Origin of the sequence: Pseudomonas sp. ICMP 3272 (assembly GCF_001466905.1) — a bacterium.
Taxonomy (GTDB): Bacteria; Pseudomonadota; Gammaproteobacteria; order Pseudomonadales; family Pseudomonadaceae; genus Aquipseudomonas; species Aquipseudomonas amygdali.
Map to the genome: position 1 here is coordinate 1 of NZ_LKEK01000064.1, position 22,427 is coordinate 22,427.

General features: G+C 58.5%; 20 protein-coding genes. 15 read left to right on the forward strand and 5 right to left on the reverse strand.

Translation table 11 applies throughout. The features are described 5' to 3' along the window. Positions 1-303: 303 nt before the first annotated feature. Complete coding sequence (rhtA, locus tag AO068_RS17750) at positions 304-1,191, forward strand: threonine/homoserine exporter RhtA (RefSeq protein ID WP_058409019.1); 888 nt, start codon at positions 304-306, stop codon at positions 1,189-1,191. Positions 1,192-1,366: 175 nt separating this feature from the next. Next, a complete protein-coding gene (locus AO068_RS17755) occupies positions 1,367-1,681 on the forward strand; it encodes a hypothetical protein (protein WP_002554031.1) in 315 nt (104 codons plus the stop codon). A gap of 32 nt (positions 1,682-1,713) precedes the next feature. Here the strand turns inward: AO068_RS17755 and AO068_RS17760 are convergent, their stop codons facing one another. Both AO068_RS17760 and AO068_RS17765 read right to left on the reverse strand, forming a co-directional pair. Then, positions 1,714-3,522, reverse strand: a complete 1,809-nt coding sequence (locus tag AO068_RS17760) for an aminopeptidase P family protein (RefSeq protein WP_057455775.1) — start codon at positions 3,520-3,522, stop codon at positions 1,714-1,716. 57 nt (positions 3,523-3,579) lie between these two features. Beyond that, positions 3,580-4,773, reverse strand: coding sequence for a cysteine desulfurase family protein (locus tag AO068_RS17765; protein ID WP_058409020.1), 1,194 nt, complete (start codon positions 4,771-4,773; stop codon positions 3,580-3,582). A 586-nt stretch (positions 4,774-5,359) separates the two neighbouring features. Between AO068_RS17765 and AO068_RS17770 the strand changes: the two genes are divergently transcribed. From AO068_RS17770 to ssuE, 13 genes are all read left to right on the forward strand, one after another. Beyond that, positions 5,360-6,481 carry a DegT/DnrJ/EryC1/StrS family aminotransferase gene (locus AO068_RS17770; protein ID WP_058409021.1) on the forward strand — a complete coding sequence of 374 codons (1,122 nt, stop codon included), beginning with the start codon at positions 5,360-5,362 and terminating at the stop codon, positions 6,479-6,481. A gap of 5 nt (positions 6,482-6,486) precedes the next feature. Then, positions 6,487-8,037, forward strand: coding sequence for a lipopolysaccharide biosynthesis protein (locus AO068_RS17775; protein ID WP_058409119.1), 1,551 nt, complete (start codon positions 6,487-6,489; stop codon positions 8,035-8,037). A gap of 3 nt (positions 8,038-8,040) precedes the next feature. Further along, positions 8,041-8,976 (forward strand): glycosyltransferase family 2 protein, encoded by a 936-nt coding sequence (locus AO068_RS17780; protein ID WP_058409022.1) that lies wholly within the window; start codon positions 8,041-8,043, stop codon positions 8,974-8,976. After that, positions 8,966-9,418 (forward strand): low molecular weight protein-tyrosine-phosphatase, encoded by a 453-nt coding sequence (locus AO068_RS17785; protein WP_058409023.1) that lies wholly within the window; start codon positions 8,966-8,968, stop codon positions 9,416-9,418. The genes AO068_RS17780 and AO068_RS17785 overlap by 11 nt, the downstream gene beginning before the upstream one ends. Further along, on the forward strand, positions 9,419-11,626 hold the full coding sequence (locus AO068_RS17790) for a polysaccharide biosynthesis tyrosine autokinase (RefSeq protein ID WP_058409024.1): 2,208 nt from the start codon (positions 9,419-9,421) through the stop codon (positions 11,624-11,626). A 53-nt stretch (positions 11,627-11,679) separates the two neighbouring features. Continuing rightward, positions 11,680-12,192 carry a transcription/translation regulatory transformer protein RfaH gene (gene rfaH / locus AO068_RS17795; RefSeq protein ID WP_058401904.1) on the forward strand — a complete coding sequence of 171 codons (513 nt, stop codon included), beginning with the start codon at positions 11,680-11,682 and terminating at the stop codon, positions 12,190-12,192. Positions 12,193-12,280: 88 nt separating this feature from the next. After that, positions 12,281-13,282 (forward strand): glycosyltransferase, encoded by a 1,002-nt coding sequence (locus AO068_RS17800; RefSeq protein ID WP_058401903.1) that lies wholly within the window; start codon positions 12,281-12,283, stop codon positions 13,280-13,282. Beyond that, a complete protein-coding gene (locus AO068_RS17805; RefSeq protein ID WP_058401902.1) occupies positions 13,279-14,496 on the forward strand; it encodes a glycosyltransferase family 4 protein in 1,218 nt (405 codons plus the stop codon). The genes AO068_RS17800 and AO068_RS17805 overlap by 4 nt, the downstream gene beginning before the upstream one ends. Before the next feature lie 83 nt (positions 14,497-14,579). Further along, positions 14,580-15,695: a glycosyltransferase family 4 protein gene (locus AO068_RS17810; RefSeq protein WP_058401901.1), complete on the forward strand. Its 1,116-nt coding sequence runs from the start codon at positions 14,580-14,582 to the stop codon at positions 15,693-15,695. A gap of 73 nt (positions 15,696-15,768) precedes the next feature. Next, a complete protein-coding gene (locus AO068_RS17815; protein ID WP_058409025.1) occupies positions 15,769-16,998 on the forward strand; it encodes a glycosyltransferase family 4 protein in 1,230 nt (409 codons plus the stop codon). A 12-nt stretch (positions 16,999-17,010) separates the two neighbouring features. Next, positions 17,011-18,420 carry an undecaprenyl-phosphate glucose phosphotransferase gene (locus AO068_RS17820; protein ID WP_058409026.1) on the forward strand — a complete coding sequence of 470 codons (1,410 nt, stop codon included), beginning with the start codon at positions 17,011-17,013 and terminating at the stop codon, positions 18,418-18,420. Between the two features lie 63 nt (positions 18,421-18,483). After that, positions 18,484-19,572, forward strand: a complete 1,089-nt coding sequence (locus tag AO068_RS17825) for a polysaccharide biosynthesis/export family protein (RefSeq protein WP_058409027.1) — start codon at positions 18,484-18,486, stop codon at positions 19,570-19,572. 249 nt (positions 19,573-19,821) lie between these two features. Then, a complete protein-coding gene (gene ssuE / locus AO068_RS17830) occupies positions 19,822-20,403 on the forward strand; it encodes an NADPH-dependent FMN reductase (protein ID WP_058409028.1) in 582 nt (193 codons plus the stop codon). Positions 20,404-20,410: 7 nt separating this feature from the next. Here the strand turns inward: ssuE and AO068_RS17835 are convergent, their stop codons facing one another. The 3 genes from AO068_RS17835 to AO068_RS17845 all read right to left on the reverse strand — a co-directional run bounded on the left by AO068_RS17835 (position 20,411) and on the right by AO068_RS17845 (position 22,404). Then, on the reverse strand, positions 20,411-21,019 hold the full coding sequence (locus AO068_RS17835; RefSeq protein ID WP_004661013.1) for a LysE family translocator: 609 nt from the start codon (positions 21,017-21,019) through the stop codon (positions 20,411-20,413). Between the two features lie 123 nt (positions 21,020-21,142). Then, entirely contained in the window at positions 21,143-21,424 is a 282-nt protein-coding gene (locus AO068_RS17840; protein ID WP_058401896.1) for a hypothetical protein, read from the reverse strand. An 89-nt stretch (positions 21,425-21,513) separates the two neighbouring features. Next, a complete protein-coding gene (locus AO068_RS17845) occupies positions 21,514-22,404 on the reverse strand; it encodes a LysR family transcriptional regulator (protein ID WP_058409029.1) in 891 nt (296 codons plus the stop codon). Positions 22,405-22,427: the final 23 nt, after the last annotated feature.

The following is a 22,427-nucleotide window of genomic DNA, read 5'->3' on the forward strand; positions in this document are numbered from 1 at the left end:
TTTCTCACCGCTGTCGATCACTGCTGACTCGACCTCCTTCCTCGCTGACTCCTCACTCCAAACCCCTGTAAACTATTGATCTACAAGGCTTTTTCTTTTCCGTCTGCGCCGGAAGTGGGGCGAATTATAGACACCTCACAGAGGGCGTCAACCGTTAATTTCAAAAACACCGAAATTGCCCGTTTCGTGATTACCTATATAGAAGGGAAAGCAAAGATTGCGCAATATATTGCCCACGCATCGATTGTTGCGCATCATGTCCGCTTACCAGCACCCGGATCACCCCCAGGATGTACAACCGAAATGTCTGAGAAACCCCACACTATAGCGGCCGCCCTTTTCCCTTTGGGGCTGCTGATGATCGCCATGATCTCCATTCAAAGCGGCGCGTCGCTGGCAAAGAGTCTTTTCCCCGTAGTGGGCGCGCAAGGCACCACGACCTTGAGGCTGGTATTTGCGAGCCTTATCCTTATCGCCATCCTGCGCCCGTGGCGAGCGAATCTGACCGCAAAATCGCTACACACTGTGGTGATCTATGGCATTGCGCTGGGCAGCATGAACCTCCTCTTCTATATGTCGTTGCAGACTGTACCTCTGGGAATCGCGGTCGCGCTGGAGTTCACCGGCCCACTGGCTGTAGCTCTGCTGTCTTCGCGCAAGCCCATCGATTTTTTATGGGTTTCTCTGGCAGTCATCGGCTTATTACTATTGATCCCCCTCGGGACCTCGAACGAAGCGATTGATCTGGTCGGCGCTGCTTATGCTCTCGGGGCCGGGGTGTGCTGGGCCGCTTATATAGTGTTCGGGCATAAGGCAGGTGCAGACAACGGCGTACAGACCGCCGCGCTTGGCGTGATGATTGCCGCACTCTTCATCGGACCTGTCGGCGTGATACACGCAGGCTCTGCATTACTGGACATTTCACTGATACCGGCAGCACTGGGTGTCGCCATTCTGTCGACCGCCCTGCCCTACAGCCTGGAAATGATCGCCCTGACGCGAATGTCGGCGCGCACATTCGGCACGCTGGCAAGTCTGGAACCTGTCTTCGCAGCGCTATCAGGTCTGGTGTTTCTTCACGAGAGCCTTTCACTGACCCAATGGCTGGCAATTGGCGCAATCATCTTCGCATCCATCGGCGCCACCCTTGGTTCTGCGAACACAAAACCTCAATTGGTCCCCGCCGACTGAACTGACCACGCAGTCACAAGGTCAAGAAGCGACATGGCACTAGCATTTGTTGAGCGCATGCGCCATGTTTACGCCTGACCTACTCATGTTCGAGAGTTCTGCGTCACAGTTTTACCGACTCATGATCCAGTCAACCGGATGGATCGCGATCAGCAATGGCCCGCTAAGGAAAGGAATGAAATACATTTTTATCGTATTGGCCATGTTGGCTGTGGCAGGTTGTGCAGCTACATCCAAGCCCGTCAAGCAAAGCAAGCGCGGCATTCACATCAACTGCTCTGGCCTGACGTCTTCCTGGGCCAAATGCTATGAGCTTGCGACCAACGCCTGTGCGTCAAGGACGTTTAAGGTCATCGCAAAATCGGGCGATGCCACCGAAGAGCCGGAAGACTATCCGTTCGGCCTCAACCCCGCTGGTTATACCAGCCGCAGCATGATTATCGTCTGCAGAAAAAGCACACCACTGACGGATCCGTTACCGCAGGACTGAGCCTGCGGCAACTCGCTTCGATCCATCCAAGATCAGACAGCGACCGTGCGTGCCTGCAACCACAACAGCGCTGTACCCTGCAGTAGAGGGCTTAACCTCGCGAGAACCTGAGCGTGGTAATCGTTCAGCCAGGTGCGCTCTTCCTCGTTCAACATCGAGACCTCGATGCAACGCGTATCGATCGGGCACAGCGTCAGGGTTTCAAAGCGCAGGAACTCGCCGAATTCGGTAGTGCCCGCTTCCTGGTTAATCACCAGGTTTTCGATACGCACACCCCACCGTCCGGGCCGGTAAGTACCGGGCTCAATGGACGTGATCATGCCCGGCAGCATCGCCGTCTGCGGCGTTGCAGGTGCCTGATAGGCAATGACTTGTGGCCCCTCGTGGACGTTCAGAAAATACCCGACGCCATGCCCGGTGCCATGACCGTAGTTGACGCCTTCACTCCAGATTGGCGCCCGGGCAATGGCATCCAGCAACGGCGACAGAATGCCCTTGGGAAAATGAGTGCGCGATAACGCGATAACGCCTTTGAGAACCCGAGTACAGTCGTGCTTCTGCTCGGCACTCGGCGTGCCGATCGCAACCATGCGCGTGATATCGGTGGTGCCGCCAAGGTATTGACCGCCCGAGTCGATCAACAGCAATCCATCACCTTCGATCTGCGCATGCTCCGCTTCAGTCGCACGGTAATGCGGCATCGCACCGTTGGCATTGAAACCTGCAATAGTTGCAAAGCTGGGTGAAACATATCCCGGACGTCGCTCCCGTGCCTGAGTAAGCTTTTCATCAATCGTCACTTCGCTGATGGGCTCACGTCCCAGCGCGCTGTCCAGCCAGGCGAAGAACTCACAGAGTGCCGCACCATCCTGCTCCATTGCCTGACGGATATGACCGGCATCGGTCTCGGTTTTTTGCGATTTCAGCAGCGTACTCGGATTAAGCCCTTCGACCAGCGTGACTTCACTGTCCAGGTAATCGAGCAAGCCGCAGGTAACACGCGCCGGATCAACCAGCAGTCGTGCGTCTTTCGGCAGCTCGCGCAAGGCTGCGCCAATCTGCGTGTACTCCATGAGATTGATACCGTCGCGCTCCAGACGCGAACGCACCGAGTCCGGCACTTTCCGTGAGTCCACGAACAGCGTGACGCTATGCGGGCCGATCAGGGCGAAGGCGATGAAAACCGGATTGTAGGAAACGTCAGCGCCACGCAGATTGAACAGCCAGGCTATGTCATCCAGTGTTGCGATGAAGTGCCAGTCAGCGTTTCGCTCGGCAACGATCTGGCGAACACGAGCCAGTTTTTCAGCACGGTCCAGAGATGCCTGAGGGGGCAAGTGTTCGTAGATTGGGTGAGACGGCAAGGCAGGACGATCCTGCCAAAGCTCGGTGAGCAGATCGATATCCGTACGCAGGCGGGCACCGCGCGCGTAAAGCCTGCTTGCAAGGGTGCGCGAAGAGGCAACGGCCAGGACCGCCCCGTCAACGGCAACCACACTTTCGGCTTTGGCTTCGTCTGCCAGCCATTCAAGCGGACCCTGCTGGCCGGGCAACAGTTTTACCAGTTCGATACCGCTACCTGCCAGTTCCTTGGTTGCCTGCTCCCAATAGCGACTGTCAGCCCATATGCCTGCAAAGTCCTGGGTAATGATCAGTGTACCGACCGAGCCGTGAAAACCGGACAGCCACTGGCGTCCCTGCCAATAGCCGGGCAGGTATTCGGAGAGGTGCGGATCCGCTGACGGCACCAGATAGGCATCGATGCGCTCCCTGCTCATCAAGGCGCGGGTTTGCGCCAAACGTTCTGCCACTTCTGAACTGGCATTGGATTGCGTGCTCATTGACTCTCCTGCTGACCCGGAAATTGACTGCTTTCACCGGTTCAGATAATGGAGCACTCATCGAGACTGAGCAACCGCCCAAAACGCTGGCTGAATCAGACAGGCATGAATCGAATCGGCCGCACGCTCGATATCCTGATCACGCGTGAAGCGCCCCAGGCTCAGACGTATGGTCTGGCCGGCAGCCTGCGGACTCAGTCCCAGAGCCAGCAGGACGTGTGAAGGCAAGTTTTTTGCCGAGTTACAGGCCGAGGTGGAAGAGAAGGCAAGTCTGTCGCCCAGCGCTGCTATGTCGAGATCGTTGTGGGTAAACGTAAAACTGAGGGTGTGGGCAATCCGCTGGGTGGGACTGCCGTTGATACACACCCCCGGAATATCGGCCAGTCGCTCACAAAGAAGGCGATTGAGCCGCTGTATTTCAACAACCTCTTCTTCAAGCACTTCGGCCGCCAGGGCAAAGGCCGCGCCCATCCCGGCAATCTGATGCGTCGCCAGGGTACCGGAGCGCAGCCCACACTCGTGCCCGCCCCCATGAATCTGGGCGAGAACCCGTTGCTGCGCGCGCGGGCCGACATACAGCGCGCCAATCCCTTTGGGCCCATAGATTTTGTGTGCAGAAAGCGACATCAGGTCTACTTCAAGCTGGCTCAGGTCAATCGGCAACTTGCCAGCGCCCTGCGCAGCGTCGACGTGCAACAACGCGCCGTGAGCCCGTACCCGCCTGCCGATTTCCGCGATGTCGTTGACCGTACCCAGTTCGTTGTTGACCAGCATCAGCGAGACCAGAAACGTATCATCGCGCAAAGCAGCACTGACCGCATTGGCACTGATCAGGCCATCGCTGTCCGGTGCCAGCCAGGTAACCTCGGCGCCTTCTTCCTCAAGTTGTCGGGCAGTATCAAGGGTTGCCTTGTGTTCGATCTGACTGGTGATGATATGGCCGGACCTGCCTCCGGCGAATGCTGCCTGCCTCTTCGCGCGCTCTTGAACCACGCCCTTGAGTGCCAGATTGCTGGATTCGGTGGCACCGGACGTCCAGATGATCTGCGAGGCCTGAGCACCCACCAGATGGGCAACCTGCTCACGGGCAATCTCTACCGCAACGCGGGCCTTTTGTCCGAATGAATGAGCGCTGGATGCAGGGTTGCCAAAATTGCCTGCCACACCCAGACAATCAACCATGACCCTGATAACACGCTCGTCCACAGGTGTAGTGGCGGCGTAATCAAAATACAGCGCTGGCTCTTTCATGTTCGTTCCCCTGCTTGCAGTCCGTGAACACGATCATGCACCAAACCAGATAGAACCAAAAATTATCAATTAATATTTATATATAACAATTAGAAATATAAGCAGGTCGATATTGTAAAATCCGATGACTTATTGTCGTCTTGCAGAGCGCGTTCAGCGTGCCATTTAAATACACATGAAGGATGATATTTTTTTGACACCCTTATAAATCATATAGTTATAAAATCTACTCTACCATTTATCAAAAATATAACAGAAAGCTGACGAAACAATTTGACAGACACCCTGCCGCCACCGATATATAGGACCGTCAGGCGCATTCCGTTGTCACGCACATGCCGCAGAGCATAGCGTCGGGATAATCAAGCCGAAGTCGACCGCTGTTCCGTCCCACGCTGTCAGTTATTTCCGCGGTGCTCATCAGGCGCCGGCGGATGTCTGTTGACTCCCCATTCTATTTTTAAAGTGCTGAACACGTTCGGTGTGGCGGTAGCGTTGCCTGAAGCAATGCAGCGCCTGCACGCAAAAAAAGATGTCCGGTCACCCACTCGGCAACACCCCGATTCAGAGAAACATGGAGGCTTCGATGATTAATGTGACCAAGACGTATCTGGGTGATATCGACCAGTTCAAACGCTACGTCGAAGGTATCTACGCCCGTGGCTGGCTGACCAATCACGGCCCGCTGGCCAGGGAACTGACGGACCGGCTCAAGGACTATCTGGGCGTCAAACACATTATTCTGACCAACAATGGCACCCTGGCCCTGCAGGTTGCCTATCGGGCTCTGGGCTTGAGCGGCAGCGCCGTTACAACGCCATTCAGTTTCGTCGCCACCAGCAGCTCGCTGCAATGGGAAGGTATTCGCCCGGTCTTTGCCGATATCGATCCGGACACCTGGAATATCTCGCCGCAGCACATAAAGCGCAGCATCGCCGAAGACACCACAGCAATCGTGGGCACCCACGTGTTTGGCAATCCTTGCGACGTAGAAGCCATTCAGCAAATTGCCCGTGAACATAAGCTCAAGGTGATCTATGACGGCGCACATGCATTTGCCGTGCGCCATGCAGGCCAGTCGGTGCTCAACCATGGCGATATCAGCACCCTGAGCTTTCACGCCACCAAACTGTTTCACACGATCGAAGGCGGCGCGATCATCACCAACGACGACGAACTGGCCAGAAGCGCCCACCTGATGTGCAACTTTGGCATATCGGGAGTAGACCGAATCGACGGCATCGGCATCAATGCCAAGCTCAATGAATTCTCCGCAGCCATGGGGCTGTGCATTCTCGACAACATCGGCAACATCCTTGAAGAGCGCGCGCAAATCGCTCACCGCTATACATCAGCACTGGAAAGTTACCTGGATCTGCAACAACCCCAGGCCGACAGCGAACTCAATAACAGCTATTACCCGGTGGCGCTGCATAACGAGCAACAGCTGTTGACGGTGCGCACGGCACTCAACCTGCGCAAGATCAACCCACGCCGGTACTTTTACCCCTCACTGGACACCCTTGAATACCTGCAGCCACAGCCCGGCCAGCCTGTGTCCAGAGCATTGAGCGAACGAGTGCTGTGCCTGCCGATCTATCCCGGCCTGCTGAGAAGCGAGCAGGACCTGGTCATCCGCACGCTGATCGAAACCTGTGGTGTGACTGATACGGACTACCCGGCTTGCTCCGCTGCCGGGGTCTGCTGACTATCATGCCTGGCACAACCCCGGTCATTCGCAACCGCCCGATTATTCGCAGCCGTTCGATCATTCGCAACACCGTCCTGAACTACAGCGGACAGGCCTATGTAATGCTGGTCGGGATTCTGATCATGCCGTTTTATCTCGGCCATCTGGGTGCCGAGGTCTACGGCCTGATCGGTTTCTTCACCCTGCTGCAAGCCTGGCTGCAACTGCTGGACGCAGGGTTGTCCCCCAGCCTGGTGCGCGCGGTGGCACATCAGCAAGGCACTCCCGTGAGCGAACAAAGCCTGGGTCGTCTGCTGCGCTCATTCGAACTGATATTTCTGCCCATCGCGATGCTCTGCGGGCTGCTTATCCATGTCGCCAGCACCTGGATCGCAGCACAGTGGTTGAACGCCAATACGCTGCAACCCGACACACTGGCGCAGTGCATCACCCTGATGGGCATCGTCATCGCCTTGCGCCTGTATTCGACACTCTATAAAAGCGCCATACAGGGCCTTGAGCAGCACGCCTGGCTGAACGTTGCGAATGTGTCGATTGCAACGCTGCGCTACTTCGGCGGCTTGCTGCTGGTCAGTCAGTTTTCCCGGGACCCACAGGACTTTTTTATATTTCAGCTTGTAGTCGGGCTGCTCGAAGCCCTGCTATTTGCCAGCAAAGCCCGCAGCCAGATGCCTGCGCCACACTGGCTGACCGGCCTGGACTGGCAACTGGTCAAGCCGCTGATGCCCTTCGCCGCCAGCCTGTCGTTGAGCGCAGTGCTGTGGATTGTGCTGACTCAGGTGGACAAGGTGCTGCTGTCGAATCTGCTGCCGCTGGATCAGTACGGCTACTTTTCACTGGTTGCGTTGATCGCCACTGGCATCGTGATGCTGAGCAACCCGCTGGTTCAGACGCTCTTGCCGCGCCTGACCGTGTTGATGGCCGAAGGTAGACGCGACGACATGCACACGTTGTTTCTGGCAGCCAATCGCCTTGCCTGTACCTTTCTGTTCCCGCTGGCAGCGGTCATTGCCCTGTATGCCGAACCGCTGATTATCGCCTGGACGGGTGATGACGCCGCCGCGCGCTGGAGTGGACCGGTGCTGGGCTGGTACGCGCTGGGCAGCGCAATCATGGCCGCCAGTGCTTTTCAGTTCTACCTGCAATACGCCCATGGCCGAATGCACTTGCACCTGTGGTACAGCGTGATTTCGACACTGATCAGCGTGCCTGTAATGTTTGTGGCTATCCATTATCAAGGCGTTTACGGCGCAGCGCTGGCGTGGTTTTTTCTGCGTGCGACGTCCTTCGCCATATGGCCCGTCATCGTCCATCGGCACCTGGCACCGGGCCTTCATCGCCAATGGTTGAGCGACATTCTGCGGATCAGTGCGATGACCGCTGCGGGCCTGGCGATCAGCGCGCCTGTGTTCCATCTGATTGCCGATCAAAGCCGTGGCAGCCTGCTGCTGGCGCTCGCCGCCAGTGGTCTTGTCACTCTGACACTGGTAGCGGCAAGCCATAGACCGCTGGCGTCGAAAATCTATGTTTTGTTCAGCAAACCGAGTACCTGAGCCATGGACGACACTGCAAAAAATACCGACGAGGCCTGCATGGCACCGCCGTTGCTGAGCATCATATGCCCCGCCTACAACCAGGAGGCCTTCATTGCTCAGGCACTGGACGGGTTTCTGTCACAGCAGACCGATTTCAGGTTCGAAATCCTGATCAACGACGATGCATCCACGGACGGCACTGCACGCATCATTGCGCACTACGCCGAGCGGCATCCGACGATCATTCGGCCCTTCTATCAGCAGGTCAATCAGTACAGTCAGGGCGCGCCTTGCGTTCCGGGCCTGTTCGCTGAAGCCCGGGGCCGTTATATCGCCTACTGCGAAGCCGACGATTACTGGACTGATCCGCGAAAGCTGCAGTTGCAAGTGGACTTTCTCGAGAACCATGCCGATTACGTCATCACCTATCACGATGCGTTCGCCTTCGACGAACACGGCCAGTATGGCGTGCAGCTGCAAGGCCTGCTGCGCAGCGACGCTACGGCGCTGGAGCTGCAAAAGGCCAGACGCCTGTCGACCCTGACCGTCTGCTTTCGCAATGTATTCAGCACAATGCCGCCCGAATTGAGCATGTGCGGAGCACCGTTGAACGATATGTGCTGGTGGTCGTTGCTGGGGGCTTACGGCAAAGGCAAGTTCATGGCGCAGATCAAGCCGGCTGCCTATCGGCTGCACCCCGGCGGCGTGTTTTCCATGCGCAGCGACAAACGCAAATTGCATATGAACCTGCAGACCTGTTCAAGCCTGGCCAACTATTACAATCGTCTGGGCAATCAGCCCCTGTACGAACACTTCCTGATGCAGACGGTGTGCCTCTCGCTGGCCGCGCTCGCCCCCCGCCACAAACTGCAGACGTTGTGGAAAGTGGCCGGCAATGTTGTCGTCAACCTGAGCAGACGCCTGTTCCAGACCAGTGGCAAAGCACATGTTCAGTAACGTACTGGTGTTGTGCGTCGGCAACATCTGCCGCAGCCCGATGGCCGTCGCGATACTGCATCAACGCTTGGAGGCCACGCAGGTGCGCGTTCAGTCGGCAGGCATCGCCGCGCTGTCAGGTTCGTCCATCGACCCGGCGGCTCGGCAGGTTCTGCAAACGCACCGGGTACAGCCTCAGCGCCATGCAGCTCGGCAGATGAGCCGTGAGCTGCTACGCCAGGCTGACCTGATTCTGCTGATGGAGCAGGCACATTTTGCCGACGTCCTCAAACTTGCACCCGAAGTACGCGGCAAAGCCTTTCTGATCGGTAAATGGCAACACCCGCTCGACATCGCCGACCCTTACCGACGTCCCGCATCAGCCTTTGAACAGACCTACGCGCAGCTCTCACGCTGCATTGACGACTGGCTTCCTCATTTTCAGTCAGGAGCAACAGGATAAATGACCGCCATGAACCGTCCTTCGCTGGATTTCCACCAGGACTCCCGGATTGATCTGGCAGCGGTCCTGCGCATGCTGTTCGATCACAAAGCGCTGATCCTGTGGACCGTCAGCCTGTTTTTTCTGATCGGCCTGGGCTACGCCATTCTGGCCACGCCGGTGTATCAGGCCACCGCCATGATTCAGATAGAGCCCCGAAAAATCGGCATCGAGGGCACCCCGGAGGTCAGCGCCAAGCCATTGTCAGTGTCACAGGCGACCACCGAGATCGAGCTGATCAAGTCGCGCGCATTGTTGGGCAAGGTCGTCGACGATCTGAAGCTCAGTACGCTCCAGACACCCGACTTCTTTCCGGTGATCGGCCCCTATCTATATCGCACCTTCAAGCCGGTGCGCGACGGTGAATTGGCTCAGCCTTTATTCGGCCTGACGCAATACGCGTGGGGTGGCGAGAAAATCGAGGTATTCCAACTGGAAGTGCCGGAGCACCTGCTAGGCGAAAAACTCACCCTAACCGCGGGCAAGCCTGGCCAGTTTTCGCTCTACGATAACGAGCACAATCTGCTGCTTGGCGGCACCATCAACCGCATTGTCGAAGGCAACGGGGTGAAGATTCAGGTCGCTGCGCTGCGGGCACATCCCGGCACCGATTTCAGTGTCTCCAGACAGCGCACGCTCAGCACCGCGCTGGTTTATCAGAACCGGTTGAAAATCGCCGAAGCCGGCCGGGACTCGGGCATCATCTACCTGTCCATCGAGGACCAGGACGCACAGCGGGCCAACCGGATTCTCGACGAGGTCAGCCATCTTTATGTACGCCAGAACGTAGAGCGCAGTTCGGCCGAGGCCGCGCAGCGGCTGCAGTTTCTACGCTCGCAGTTGCCTGCCGTGCGCAAACAGCTGGAGGACGCGGAGACTGCGCTGAACACCTTCCAGACCAGCGCCAGGTCGGTGGACCTGAGCATCGAAACCAAAGGCGTGCTTGATCAGGTGGTCAGCCTCGACTCGATGCTTTCCGAACTGAAACTCAGGCGCGTAGAGCTGGAACGGTTGTACACCCGTGAGCACCCGACCTATCGCAGCCTGATGAGCCAGATGAACCAGCTGGAACAACAGAAACAAGGTCTGTTGAAGAAGATCGACGCGCTGCCCATGACCCAGCAGGAGTTGCTGCGTCTGACCCGCGACATGCAGGTCATCAGCCAGACCTACACATTGATGCTCAACAAGAGTCAGGAGCAGGACATTCTGCGTGCTGGCAGCATTGGTAATGTGCGGGTCATCGACAACGCCGATACCAACGTCGAAAGACCCGTCAAACCCATGAAGACGCTGATTGTGCTGATCGCTACGCTGATCGGTGCACTGGTCGCAATGATCATCGTATTCGTGCGCCAGGCATTCTATCGGGGCATCGAGAGCGCCGAAGTCATCGAAAGTCTGGGCATGCCGGTCTACGCATCATTGCCTCACTCGCGGCAGCAGGAACGCCTGGAAAAGCGCGATCAGGACAGCAAGGACTCAAGACTGCTGAGCATTGCCGCACCTGGCGAGCTGGCCATCGAATCGCTGCGCAGCCTGCGTACCAGCTTGCACTTCGCCATGCTGGAGGCGCGCAACAACGTACTGATGATATCGAGCCCGACACCAGGCGCCGGCAAATCGTTTGTATCGAGCAATCTGGCAACCATCATTGCCCAGACCGGCAGGCGCGTCCTGTTGATCGATGCCGATATGCGCAAAGGCTACCTGCATAGGCTCTTTGGCCTGCAGCCCAAACACGGTCTGTCCGACACGCTGGCCGCCCGCTTGAGGTGCACCGAAGTCATCCATCAGACGCGGGTCCGGCATCTGGATTTCATCTCATGTGGTTTCGCCGCGCCCAACCCCTCGGAACTGCTGATGCATGACAACTTCAACAGGATGCTGGCCGAATTGTCGCCGCTGTATGACCTGATTCTGATCGACACGCCACCCATCCTTGCCGTGACCGACGCGACACTGGTGGGTCGCCAGGCAGGCACCTGCCTGCTGGTTGCCCGTTTCGGCATGACCACCGTCCAGGAAATCGAGGCCTGCAAACGCAGGCTGGGCCAGAACGGAATTCTGATCAAGGGTGCCATTTTCAACGCAGTGGTGCGCAAGGCCACGACGTCCGATTACGACTACGCAGCCTATGGCTACAACTACCACCCTGCGCCCCGATAACCCGTATTGACGCCTGCCGTTCACTGCGCTGTTTCATTTAAAAGGAATTAATCATGGCCCTCTCCGCCCAGGACGCTCGCTGGTATCTGATCCAGACCAAACCGCGTCAGGAAGCCCGCGCCGAAGAGCATTTGCGACGCCAGCATTTCCAGTGCTACCGACCGTTGCAGGTCGATGCGAAAAAAACCGCTGCCAGGGTTCAGGCCGACGAGCCTTTGTTTCCCGGCTACCTGTTCATTCAGATGGATCAGGTACAGGACAACTGGTACCCGATTCGCTCCACCCGTGGCGTCTCGCGCATCGTGACGTTCGGCGGACACCCGGTGCCGGTTCGCGATCATCTGATCGAGCAGATCCGCCAGCGGCTCTCCGCACCTGCGCCCAAAGCACGATTTATTCAGGGTGATCCGGTAATGATCACGACGGGCAGCTGGAGTGATGTGGAAGCCATCTTTCTGAGCGAAGACGGCACCGAGCGTGCGGTGATTCTGCTCAACATGCTGCAACGCCAGCAAAAAGTGGTATTGCCCATCAGCAGCCTGTCAAGGCTCGAAGCCCGCGCGTAAAGGCCTGCCGCACTTGCATGGAACTACCTCAGGCGCGTGCCTGAAACATGCGTCGTCCGTCTGCTTCCACTGCCCCCGGAACCCCACCATGCCCCACCAGACCACCCTGGTGACGCTCACCTATGGTGACCGTTTCAGCTATCTGCACACATTGATCAGCCGCTCGCTGGAAAGCCCGCTGATTGGTCGTGTGATCATTGTCAGCAACGCTTCCGTCGCACCATTACAGGCGCTGTGCGATAAGTGGCCCGAGCGGGTTCAGGTGATCTGGCTGCCTGACAACACCGGCTCGGCCAACGGCTATTCGACCGGCATCAAGGCCGCGCTGGAGAACGGCGACGAGTACATCTGGCTGATGGACGACGATAACGCACCGACCGCTCATGCCATTGAGGTATTGCACCGGTCTCTACAAGAACGGGAAACGATCGACGGCCGGGACAATTGCGCAGTGCTCGGCTTTCGCCCCACGCATCAAGCGGACATCGCCGCGGGTGTACCGCTACGTTACGCCATTCAGCGGCGCTCGAGCTTCTTCGGCTTTCACATCGCCCAGTTGCCATACAAGATCTGGCGACGCCTGCCTTGGGGAAAGCCGGGGGCCAGCGTGGCCATGCCGGAACGGGTACAGCTTCCTTTCGCTACCTACGGGGGGTTGCTGGCCCATCGCAGCCTGTACAAGAAAATCGGCCTGCCACTGGACGCACTCAAGCTGTACAGCGATGACACCGAATACACCTGGCGCATTACCGACGGTGGCGGGAAGGTATTTCTGGTACCCGAAGCGCTGCTGGAGGATCTCGAGGACTCATGGAACATCAAGGCGCGCACCCGCAACGTCTATGAAAGCTACCTGTCGGGCGGATCGGACCTGCGCGCTTATTACGCCGCGCGTAACCAGGCGTGGTTCGACCGGCATATCTGGGCGTCCTCCCCCCTGCTCTACCGACTCAATCGCCAGGTGTTTCTCTGCCTGTTGAGCCTGTATGCCTGGCGCTATGACGCCGACGCGCGTCTGAACCTGATCAACGACGCCATTCACGATGGGGAAGCCAGCAGGCTGGGCCTGAACAAGGCCTACCCGTTATGAAGATACTGTTTATCAGCAGCCTTTATGCGCCCGATATCGGCGGCGGCGCAGAGATCATTCTGCAACGTACTGTCGAGGGCTTGCAGCAACGTGGACACAGCGTCGCCGTGCTGGCCACCACCGATCGGCCCGGCCTGCAGCTGGCAGAGGTCAATCGGGTCAAGGTCTATCGCGCCGGCCTGCTCAACCGGTACTGGCACTTCATCGCCCAGCGTCCGGGCCGTCTGGCGCGGCTTGCCTGGCACTGGCGCGATCGCTACAACGCCGGCATGCGCGAGTACGTGAGGCGAGTGGTGGAACTGGAGCAGCCGGAGCTGGTGGTGTGCCATAACCTGACCGGCTGGTCGGTGTCGGCGTGGGACGAAATAACCGGGGCCAATCGCCCGATCGTGCAGGTCCTGCATGACTTTTACTTGCTCTGCCCGGCCAGCACCATGTTCAAGAAGGGTCATAGCTGTCAGCGCCAATGCACGATGTGCTCGCAGTTGCGCAGCAATCATGCACAGCTGTCAGAACAGGTCGACACGGTCGTTGGTGTCAGCCGCTTCATGCTCGACACCTTGCAGGCGCAGGGCTATTTCAAAGGCGCGCGGGGTTACGTGGTGCATAACGCCAGCCCCTTCACCCCGCCGATTTCCGGGCAGCCCAGAGCCCCCATCGATGACGCCCCGTTGCGCTTCGGTTACCTGGGCACGCTGTCCACAAACAAGGGGCTGGGATGGTTGATTGATCAGTTTCAGCACCTGCCGTTCAAAGCCACCCTGCAGATTGCCGGGCGTGGACAGGCGGCCGATGAAAAGCATTTCAGGGCCATGGCCACATCACCGGACATCAGCTTTGTCGGCGTCCAGAGGCCCGAAGACTTCTACCGCCAGATCGACGTGGCAATCGTCCCCTCCCTGTGGAATGAGCCGTTCGGCATGGTGGCCGTCGAGGCCTGCGCACATGCCCTGCCCGTCATCGCCAGCCGCATGGGCGGGTTGACGGAAATCATTCAGGAACCTCTAAACGGTCTGCTGTGCAGCCCCGATGACCCGGACTCGTTGGGGCTGGCAATGCTCAAGCTGCACCAGCAACCGGAACTGCTGGCACGCCTCGGCAGCCAGGCACGCAACAGTGTCGCGTCGTTGATGAACCTGGACCTGATGCTGGACCAGTACGAAAGCATCTTTGCCCAGACCCTGCAGGACCGCCGCACATACGTCACACAGTAACGGGGCGCAATCTGCCCCATCAAGCCCGTTCAAGGACAGAACCTGGCACCAGCCAGATCACCCTCATCAGCAGGATGCTCGAGATGATTGTCATCAATTCACGGTTCCTCACCCAGGATGTCAGCGGTGTACAGCGTTACGCAGAGCAAATGTGCAGAGCCCTGAAGCGGCTGCGCGACGATCTGGTATTCGTCGCTCCGCGCACTATCAGGCTGCATGACTGTGCCAGCGCACTGGAGGCCCAATGCATCGGTCATTCCACCGGGCATATGTGGGAACAGATCGATCTGCCGCTTCACCTGAAACGTCAAGGCAGCCCGCTGCTGATTTCGGTCAGCAACACAGGGCCAATGTTCTATGGCAATCAGATAGCCACTCACCACGACATCACCTATGTACGCTATCCGCAAAGCTACACCCGGCTGTTCCGCCTGGCCTATCGGACCATCACCCCGATTCTGCTGTCACGCGCCAGAACGCTGATCACCGGCAGCAGCTTCTCGCGAAGGGAAATAACCTCGTTCTATGGCTACGCCGAGGACAAGGTGCTGGTCGTGCCCGCTGCGGTCAGTGACGAATTCACCCCGGGGCCGACACCTGTCGATCAGCCGAGATACCTGCTTGCAGTTTCCTCACCCGCCGTACACAAGAATTTCAACCGGATGATTCAGGCATTTCTGAGTTTGCGTAGCCACACCGACCTGCAACTGCATATTGTCGGCGCTGCCAGCGCACTGTTCGCCGACCCTGACCTGCAACACCTCGCCTGCCGTGACCCGCGCATCCGCTTTCTGGGGCGACTTAACGATGCCGAGCTGATCAGCCAGTATCAGGGTGCCACAGCGTTCGTATTTCCTTCGCTTTACGAGGGGTTCGGCATTCCGCCGCTTGAAGCCCAGGCCTGCGGTTGCCCGGTGCTGGCCGCCAATGCCGCTTCGATCCCGGAAGTCCTGCAAGGCAGCGCATTGTATTTCGACCCGCTGGACGTCAGCCACATGGCCGCAGCAATGCAGCGCGTGCTGGTGGATGCGCCGTTGCGCAATGCGCTGCGTGCTCAGGGGTTGCATAACGTGCAGCGTTTTTCCTGGGACCTTTCCGCGCAACGCCTTTCCCAGCGTATCGATGCGCTGCTGGAGTCTGCTCCTGCGTCGCAGAGCAAGCGCCATGTCGTACCCGAGTCGTCCGCCGGCAAACCCTGAACCCACAACAGCAACGCCAGCATGCGCCCTGTCGCATCCGCAGTAGCGCGGGCCATTACAGCAAGGAACGCCCATGAGAATTGCTATTGTCCACGACTGGCTGGTGAGTTACGCCGGTGCCGAGCGCGTGCTTGCTTCCCTGATAAACATCTGGCCCGATGCGGATCTGTTTGCAGTCATCGACTTTCTCAGCGATCAGGACCGCGCGCAGCTGCGCGGCAAGGTAGCCAGAACCACGTTCATCCAGAAGCTGCCCGGCGCACGCAAACATTATTCACGCTACCTGCCGCTGATGCCGCTGGCCATCGAGCAACTGGACCTCTCCGGCTATGACCTGATCATCAGCAGCAGTCACGCAGTCGCCAAGGGCGTGCTTTGCGGCCCGGACCAACTGCATATCAGCTACGTGCACTCGCCGATTCGCTACGCCTGGGACTTGCAGCACCAGTACCTGCAGGAATCAGGACTGGGCAAGGGAGTCAAGGGCAGCCTGGCGCGCCTGGTCCTGCATTACATGCGCCTTTGGGACCAACGCACGTCGACCGGTGTGGACGCATTCATTGCCAATTCGGGCTTTATCGGTGCACGCATCTCCAAGGCGTATCGACGTGACTCGACCGTCATCTATCCGCCGGTGGACACCCTCGGTTTCACCCCCCACGGCGCGCGCGCGGACTTCTATCTGTGTGCCTCGCGGATGGTGCCTTACAAGCGCATGCCAATGATCGTCGAAGCCTTTGTCGCCATGCCGGACAAACGCCTGATCATGATCGGTGACGGACCGGACCTGGCCAAGGCGCAGGCCATTGCCAGGCAGGCGCCCAATGTAACGCTGCTGGGTTTCCAGCCTGGCGCGGTATTGCTGGAATATATGCGCGGCGCCAAAGCGTTTGTCTTCGCCGCCGAAGAGGATTTCGGCATCAGCCCGGTTGAAGCCCAAGCCTGCGGCACGCCGGTGATCGCGTTCGGCAAGGGCGGCATCATGGAGACCGTGCACGGTCTGGATCACCCGCAACCGACCGGCGTGCTCTATCGGCAGCAAACCGTGGCAGCGCTGAGCGCCGCCATCGGCGAGTTTGAAGCTGCGCAATCACGCATCACGCCGCAGGCCTGCCGGGCCAACGCCGAACGGTTTTCGGTGGCGCGTTTCGAGCAGGAGATCAAAGCCTTCGTCGAGAATCGTCTGGCCACCTCGCATCTGGTGCATCTGGCCCGCCTGCCCCACCCGCACCGGGTCGCCCAACCATCGCCGGTCTCGGGTAGCGAACTGCCAGGCCGTGTCATCCCCATAAAAACCGTCTGAGCGAGCCCTCCAATGCGCACTTCCGTCCGCGGCATTCTGCATGCCCATCAGTCAGCGCTGTCGCTCGCCCATCGTCTACTGGACCTGATCATCATCGTGTTGACCGGTTACTGGCAAACCGGGCTGCAGGTCAGCAACAGCACCGAGGCCTGGTCGCACATCATTCTCGCGGTACTGGTATTTCACTGGGTCAGCGAATATCACCAGCTATATGGTTCATGGCGTGGCGAGCGCATCCTGCGCGAATTGACCAAGGTTTTCAGTTACTGGGCGATGACCTTCATCACCCTGCTGTCACTGAACAGCCTGCTGCTCAACCAGACGCAATTGCCCGATAACGGCCAGATGAGCTGGTTCGCCCTGGCGCTTGCGGTGCTGTGCGGCTATCGACTGCTGATCCGCCTGGCCCTGCACACGCTGCGTCGGCACGGCTTCAATACGCGCCGGGTGGTAATTGTCGGGACCGGTCAGGTCGGCGAGCGACTGGCCCGCTCCATCTCCCTCGCGCCGTGGATGGGGCTGAACCTGCTGGGGTTTTACGACTCGCACCCGCAGCAGATGAATCTGCTGGGCGAAAAACGCCGTCTGCCAGTGCTGGGTGATCTGAACCAGTTGATAGAGGATGCCCGTGCAGGCCGTTTAGACAAGGTGTACATCACCCTCGCGTTCAGTGCCGAGCCGCAATTGCGCGAGCTGATTACCGGTTTGAGCGACACCACCGCCTCGGTGTACCTGATTCCCGACGTGTTCATGTTCGACCTGCTGCATGCCCGCAGTGAAAGCATCAATGGCCTGGCCAGCATCAGCATTTTCGATTCGCCCATGGACGGTGCCTGGAGCCTGGTAAAGCGCGCCGAAGACATCGTCCTGTCCAGTCTGATTCTGCTGCTGATCGCCCTGCCACTGCTGGCCATCGCGGCGGCCATCAAGCTCACCTCTGCGGGCCCGGTGCTGTTTCGCCAGCGCCGCTACGGACTGGACGGCCGTTCGATCATGGTCTGGAAATTTCGCAGCATGAACGTTCAGGAAAACGCCGATGTGGTGCTTCAGGCAACGCGCAATGACGCACGGGTAACGCCGCTGGGGGCATTTTTGCGGCGCACTTCGCTGGATGAACTGCCGCAGTTCTTCAATGTGCTGCACGGCGATATGTCCATCGTCGGCCCGCGCCCTCACGCCATCGCCCATAACGAGCAGTACCGCAAACAGGTCAGCGGCTACATGTTGCGCCACAAGGTCAAACCCGGCATCACCGGCTGGGCGCAGATCAATGGCTGGCGCGGTGAAACCGACACACTCGACAAGATGCGCATGCGCGTGGAATTCGACCTGGAATACATCGAGCACTGGTCGATCTGGCTGGACCTCAAAATCATTCTGCTGACGCTGTTCAAAGGCTTCGTCAACAAGAACGCCTTCTGACGTTTCCGCTGAGTGAACGAACACGCCGAAAGAAAGGAGCAATGCCATGAAAGGAAAAACCCAATGAATCCAAGGTTAGTTGCTTTACTGCTCACCAGCCTGGCGCTGCAAGGCTGCGCATTCGCCCCGGGGCAGCACATGACCCGGGACGACGTTACCACCGTTAAACCAGACGAACCCCGGGCGCAACTGGTCGAGGTCACACCGAAAAGTCTTCAGCAACAGCAACAACGCGCCACCGCAGATGCCAAGGCACTGCCGCAGGCGCTGCTTGACTACAAGACTCCGGAATACGTGATCGGCGCTGGTGATACCTTGCTGGTCACCGTGTTCGAACACCCGGAACTGACTGCGCCAGGCTCGCAGGACCAGCTGGATGCCAACACCCGGGAAGTGCTCAACGATGGCACGCTCTACTTCCCCTACGTCGGACGAATTCGCGCGAGCGGCAGAACGGTGAGCGAAGTGCGCGAGCAGTTGCGCATGGGGCTGGCGCCGCAATACACCGAGGTCAAGGTCGACGTCAAAGTGCTGCGCTACAACAGTCAGCGAATACTCCTGTCCGGTTCCTTCAAAGTGCCCGGCCCGCAACCCATTACCAACATTCCGTTGAGCCTGGTGCAGGCCGTAAGTGTCGCGGGAGTTGACCTGACCGATGCCAATCTGGCCGGTCTGACCCTGCGCCGCGATGGCCGCGATTACTTGATCGACATCGACTCGCTGAACCGCAGAGACTCGCAACTGAGCAGAATCTTCCTGAAGGATGGCGATTACCTCCACTTGAACAGCAATTCGCGAAACAAGATCTACGTGCTGGGCGAAGTACGTAACCCGCAAGTGATCTCCTTCGGCACCACCCGCCTGACGTTGCTGGAGGCGCTGGGCAACTCCGGCGGCCTCAGCCCGGACAGCGCAGATGGCGATGCGGTGTATGTGATACGCGGTGCGGAAAACTTTGCCGAAGCGACCTCCACCGTTTACCACCTCAATGCCAGGAAGCCCACCGCCTACCTGCTGGCGGGGCAGTTCGAGCTCAAGGCGCAGGACGTGGTATTTGTCGGCCCGGCCGATATCACCCGCTGGAGCCGATTCATCAGCCAGTTGCTCGGTTCGGCCAGTGTGGTGCAGACCGGCGCAGCGTTCCGCAACTGACTTTGACGTCGCTTTGAAAATCTTCCTGCAAGCAGTTTTGCGGGAATTTTTTTGGCCCGCCGAACAACGCGAAACTGTTGCCTGAGCAACAGTCGTTCAACAGTTGGCTGGCTTTTCGTCAGCATCGCAACACAGCACCGTCTGTATGAAAAGCGCGCAAGCCCAATGCCTGCGGGCCATCACCGGACCTTGCGAAGGCTGGCACACAAGCTGCTTTACAGACACACGCTTATCGCAAGGAAATCCCATATGCTCGTTGTTTCACTTTCCGGCAGCCCCTCCCCAAAATCCCGTTCCGGCGTAGTGCTGGCCCATGCCAGCCGCTGGTTGCAAAGCCACGGGGTGGAAGTCACCACGCTGCGCATACGCGACTTCAATGCCGAGGACCTGCTTTTTGCCCGTTTCGACAGCCCGCAAGTGCTGGAATTTATCGAAGCGGTCAGGCAAGCCGATGGCCTGCTGATTGGTACGCCGGTCTACAAGGCATCATTTTCAGGCGCACTGAAAACCCTGCTCGACTTGCTCCCCGAGCGCGCACTGCATGGCAAAGTAGTCCTGCCGCTGGCCACCGGCGGCAGTATCGCGCACATGCTGGCCGTGGATTACGCCCTCAAACCGGTACTGTCGGCGCTCAAATCGCAGGAAGTGCTGCACGGCATCTTCGCCATCGATACCCAGATCAGCTACGACGACAACGAAGAAGGCGGCACCCTGGACGAAATCCTCACCGAGCGCCTGCATGAGGGGCTGGAGCACTTCCATCAAGGCCTGCAACGTCGCTTGCAGGCACGTCACAAGCAGGCCGGCGGGCATTTGCAGCTGGCTTTATAGCCCGGCATCAATGCTCGACAAACAGCGGGTACAACGAGGCCACCAATAGCACCGCCATCACGCCGTTGAAGATGCGCAACCCGAGCGGGTCACGCAGAACATTGCGCAACAGGCTGCCAAAGCCTGCCCAGATACCGACACTGGGCAGGTTGATCAGCGCAAACACCGCCGAGATCACCACCACATTGTAGAAATAGCCCTGCATCGGCGTGTAGGTGCTAATGGCACCAATCGCCATGATCCAGGCCTTGGGGTTGACCCATTGAAACAGCGCTGCACTCATGAAACTCAGCGGCTTGCCCTGACTGTCGACGTTATCGGAGGCAGGACCTGACGTGGCGATTTTCCACGCCAGGTACAACAGATAAGCGGCGCCGACATAGCGCAGGATGGTGTAGAGAAGCGGCCATGCCTTGAACACACTGCCCAGCCCGAAACCGACGGCCAGCACCAGGACAAAAAAACCGATGCTGATACCCAGCATGTGCGGCAACGTACGGCTGAAACCGAAATTGACGCCCGAGGCCAGCAGCATCATGTTGTTCGGGCCGGGGGTAATAGAGGTGACGAACGCGAAGAGTGTAAAGGCAAGAAGCAAATCGAAAGAGAGCACCATACAGCCTGTCCAGATCAGTGAGTCAGGCACTTACCCTATAGAAGGCGCTGCAAGAAACACACGGACAGTTGACCGGTAATTATTACCGTACAGTTTGATAAAAAACTCTTTTAAAGCGGACTGTTAACCTTGTGGCTGCTGGCCAGTCACATTCAGGTCAACGCTTGCTTCGCCTTTATCATCGAATTCGCGCGCCTGCTGTGCCTGCGGATCAGCCATCAATTGCGCCTTGCGTGCCTGGTATTCATCAAACGACAGGCCGCGCCGGTTAAGGTCTTCAAGCGCCAGTTGATGGCTTTCTTCGGCGCTGAAGGGACGCTGCTCGACCGCATGGTGGGTGGAGCAGCCGGAGAGCAGTGCAACGGTGAATGTGAGGACAAGCGCAAGGGCAAGCATACGGTTCATCTGGGGCCTCCGGGGCAGGCTTCGTTTCAGGAATGACGCAAGGTTACGCCCGCCCCCGACGCAGCAAAAATCATCCGCCGTGATAGTCGCTATCGACTATCGCGAGCATCCTCGATCAATACCTCGCGCAACGCCTGAGCCGCAGCGGAAAGCTTGTGATCGGCCAGCATCATCAGGCCGATACGACGCTCGATACGCGGTTCCACCAGCGCGATGCAGCAAGCACCCAGTTCCTGCATCTGCCCGATGCACAGCGACGGCACCGCGCTGACACCCAGGCCATTGGCAACCATGCGCCCGATGGTGGAAAGCTGATGGCTTTCAAACGCCACCGCCAGTTTGCCGTGCATCGGCTCGATGGCCTGCTCCAGTAGCAAACGCACAGCCGAAGGCCTTTGCAGGGCAATGAAGTCTTCGCCCAACAGCTCGGCCCAGGACACTTCGCCAAGCCCGGCCAGCGGCGAATCCTTCGAGACCACAGCCACGAAGCGATCCATATAAAACGGAGTGAACAACAACGCGCTGTTCGACTCGGGCTCAAAGCCGATGCCCAGCTCGACACGGCGGTGACGCACCATCTCCAGCACCTGTTCATTGATCACGTCGTGCACCGCGACATTGACCCGTGGGTAGCGCCCGCGAAACACCTTCAGCGCTGCCGGCAATCGATTGCCGGCAAACGACGGCATGGCGGCGACCGAAACCCGGCCCGTCTGCAAGGTAAACCGCTGTCGCAGCAGCTCTTCGGTGTTGTCCCAGTCAGCCAGCAACTGGCGCGCCAGCGGCAACAGGGTTTCGCCCTCGGGTGTCAGGCCGACGTTGCGTGTGGTGCGTGTCAGCAATTGCCCGCCAAGATCCTCCTCAAGGCTCTTGATGGTCAGGCTCAACGCCGGTTGCGAGATGTTCAGTCGTTCCCCGGCCTGGGCGAAGCTCAGGTACTGCGCCACCGCCAGAAAAGCCCGAAGCTGCTTGACGTTCATATATTTGCTTTTCTTATCAATTG

What these genes read in the sequence shown, in the direction of transcription:
- rhtA (WP_058409019.1), top strand. Translation starts at nt 304, where the DNA reads ATGTCTGAGAAACCCCACACTATAGCGGCCGCCCTTTTCCCTTTGGGG.
- AO068_RS17755 (WP_002554031.1), top strand. Translation starts at nt 1,367, where the DNA reads ATGAAATACATTTTTATCGTATTGGCCATGTTGGCTGTGGCAGGTTGT.
- AO068_RS17760 (WP_057455775.1), bottom strand. Translation starts at nt 3,522, where the DNA reads ATGAGCACGCAATCCAATGCCAGTTCAGAAGTGGCAGAACGTTTGGCG.
- AO068_RS17765 (WP_058409020.1), bottom strand. Translation starts at nt 4,773, where the DNA reads ATGAAAGAGCCAGCGCTGTATTTTGATTACGCCGCCACTACACCTGTG.
- AO068_RS17770 (WP_058409021.1), top strand. Translation starts at nt 5,360, where the DNA reads ATGATTAATGTGACCAAGACGTATCTGGGTGATATCGACCAGTTCAAA.
- AO068_RS17775 (WP_058409119.1), top strand. Translation starts at nt 6,487, where the DNA reads ATGCCTGGCACAACCCCGGTCATTCGCAACCGCCCGATTATTCGCAGC.
- AO068_RS17780 (WP_058409022.1), top strand. Translation starts at nt 8,041, where the DNA reads ATGGACGACACTGCAAAAAATACCGACGAGGCCTGCATGGCACCGCCG.
- AO068_RS17785 (WP_058409023.1), top strand. Translation starts at nt 8,966, where the DNA reads ATGTTCAGTAACGTACTGGTGTTGTGCGTCGGCAACATCTGCCGCAGC.
- AO068_RS17790 (WP_058409024.1), top strand. Translation starts at nt 9,419, where the DNA reads ATGACCGCCATGAACCGTCCTTCGCTGGATTTCCACCAGGACTCCCGG.
- rfaH (WP_058401904.1), top strand. Translation starts at nt 11,680, where the DNA reads ATGGCCCTCTCCGCCCAGGACGCTCGCTGGTATCTGATCCAGACCAAA.
- AO068_RS17800 (WP_058401903.1), top strand. Translation starts at nt 12,281, where the DNA reads ATGCCCCACCAGACCACCCTGGTGACGCTCACCTATGGTGACCGTTTC.
- AO068_RS17805 (WP_058401902.1), top strand. Translation starts at nt 13,279, where the DNA reads ATGAAGATACTGTTTATCAGCAGCCTTTATGCGCCCGATATCGGCGGC.
- AO068_RS17810 (WP_058401901.1), top strand. Translation starts at nt 14,580, where the DNA reads ATGATTGTCATCAATTCACGGTTCCTCACCCAGGATGTCAGCGGTGTA.
- AO068_RS17815 (WP_058409025.1), top strand. Translation starts at nt 15,769, where the DNA reads ATGAGAATTGCTATTGTCCACGACTGGCTGGTGAGTTACGCCGGTGCC.
- AO068_RS17820 (WP_058409026.1), top strand. Translation starts at nt 17,011, where the DNA reads ATGCGCACTTCCGTCCGCGGCATTCTGCATGCCCATCAGTCAGCGCTG.
- AO068_RS17825 (WP_058409027.1), top strand. Translation starts at nt 18,484, where the DNA reads ATGAATCCAAGGTTAGTTGCTTTACTGCTCACCAGCCTGGCGCTGCAA.
- ssuE (WP_058409028.1), top strand. Translation starts at nt 19,822, where the DNA reads ATGCTCGTTGTTTCACTTTCCGGCAGCCCCTCCCCAAAATCCCGTTCC.
- AO068_RS17835 (WP_004661013.1), bottom strand. Translation starts at nt 21,019, where the DNA reads ATGGTGCTCTCTTTCGATTTGCTTCTTGCCTTTACACTCTTCGCGTTC.
- AO068_RS17840 (WP_058401896.1), bottom strand. Translation starts at nt 21,424, where the DNA reads ATGAACCGTATGCTTGCCCTTGCGCTTGTCCTCACATTCACCGTTGCA.
- AO068_RS17845 (WP_058409029.1), bottom strand. Translation starts at nt 22,404, where the DNA reads ATGAACGTCAAGCAGCTTCGGGCTTTTCTGGCGGTGGCGCAGTACCTG.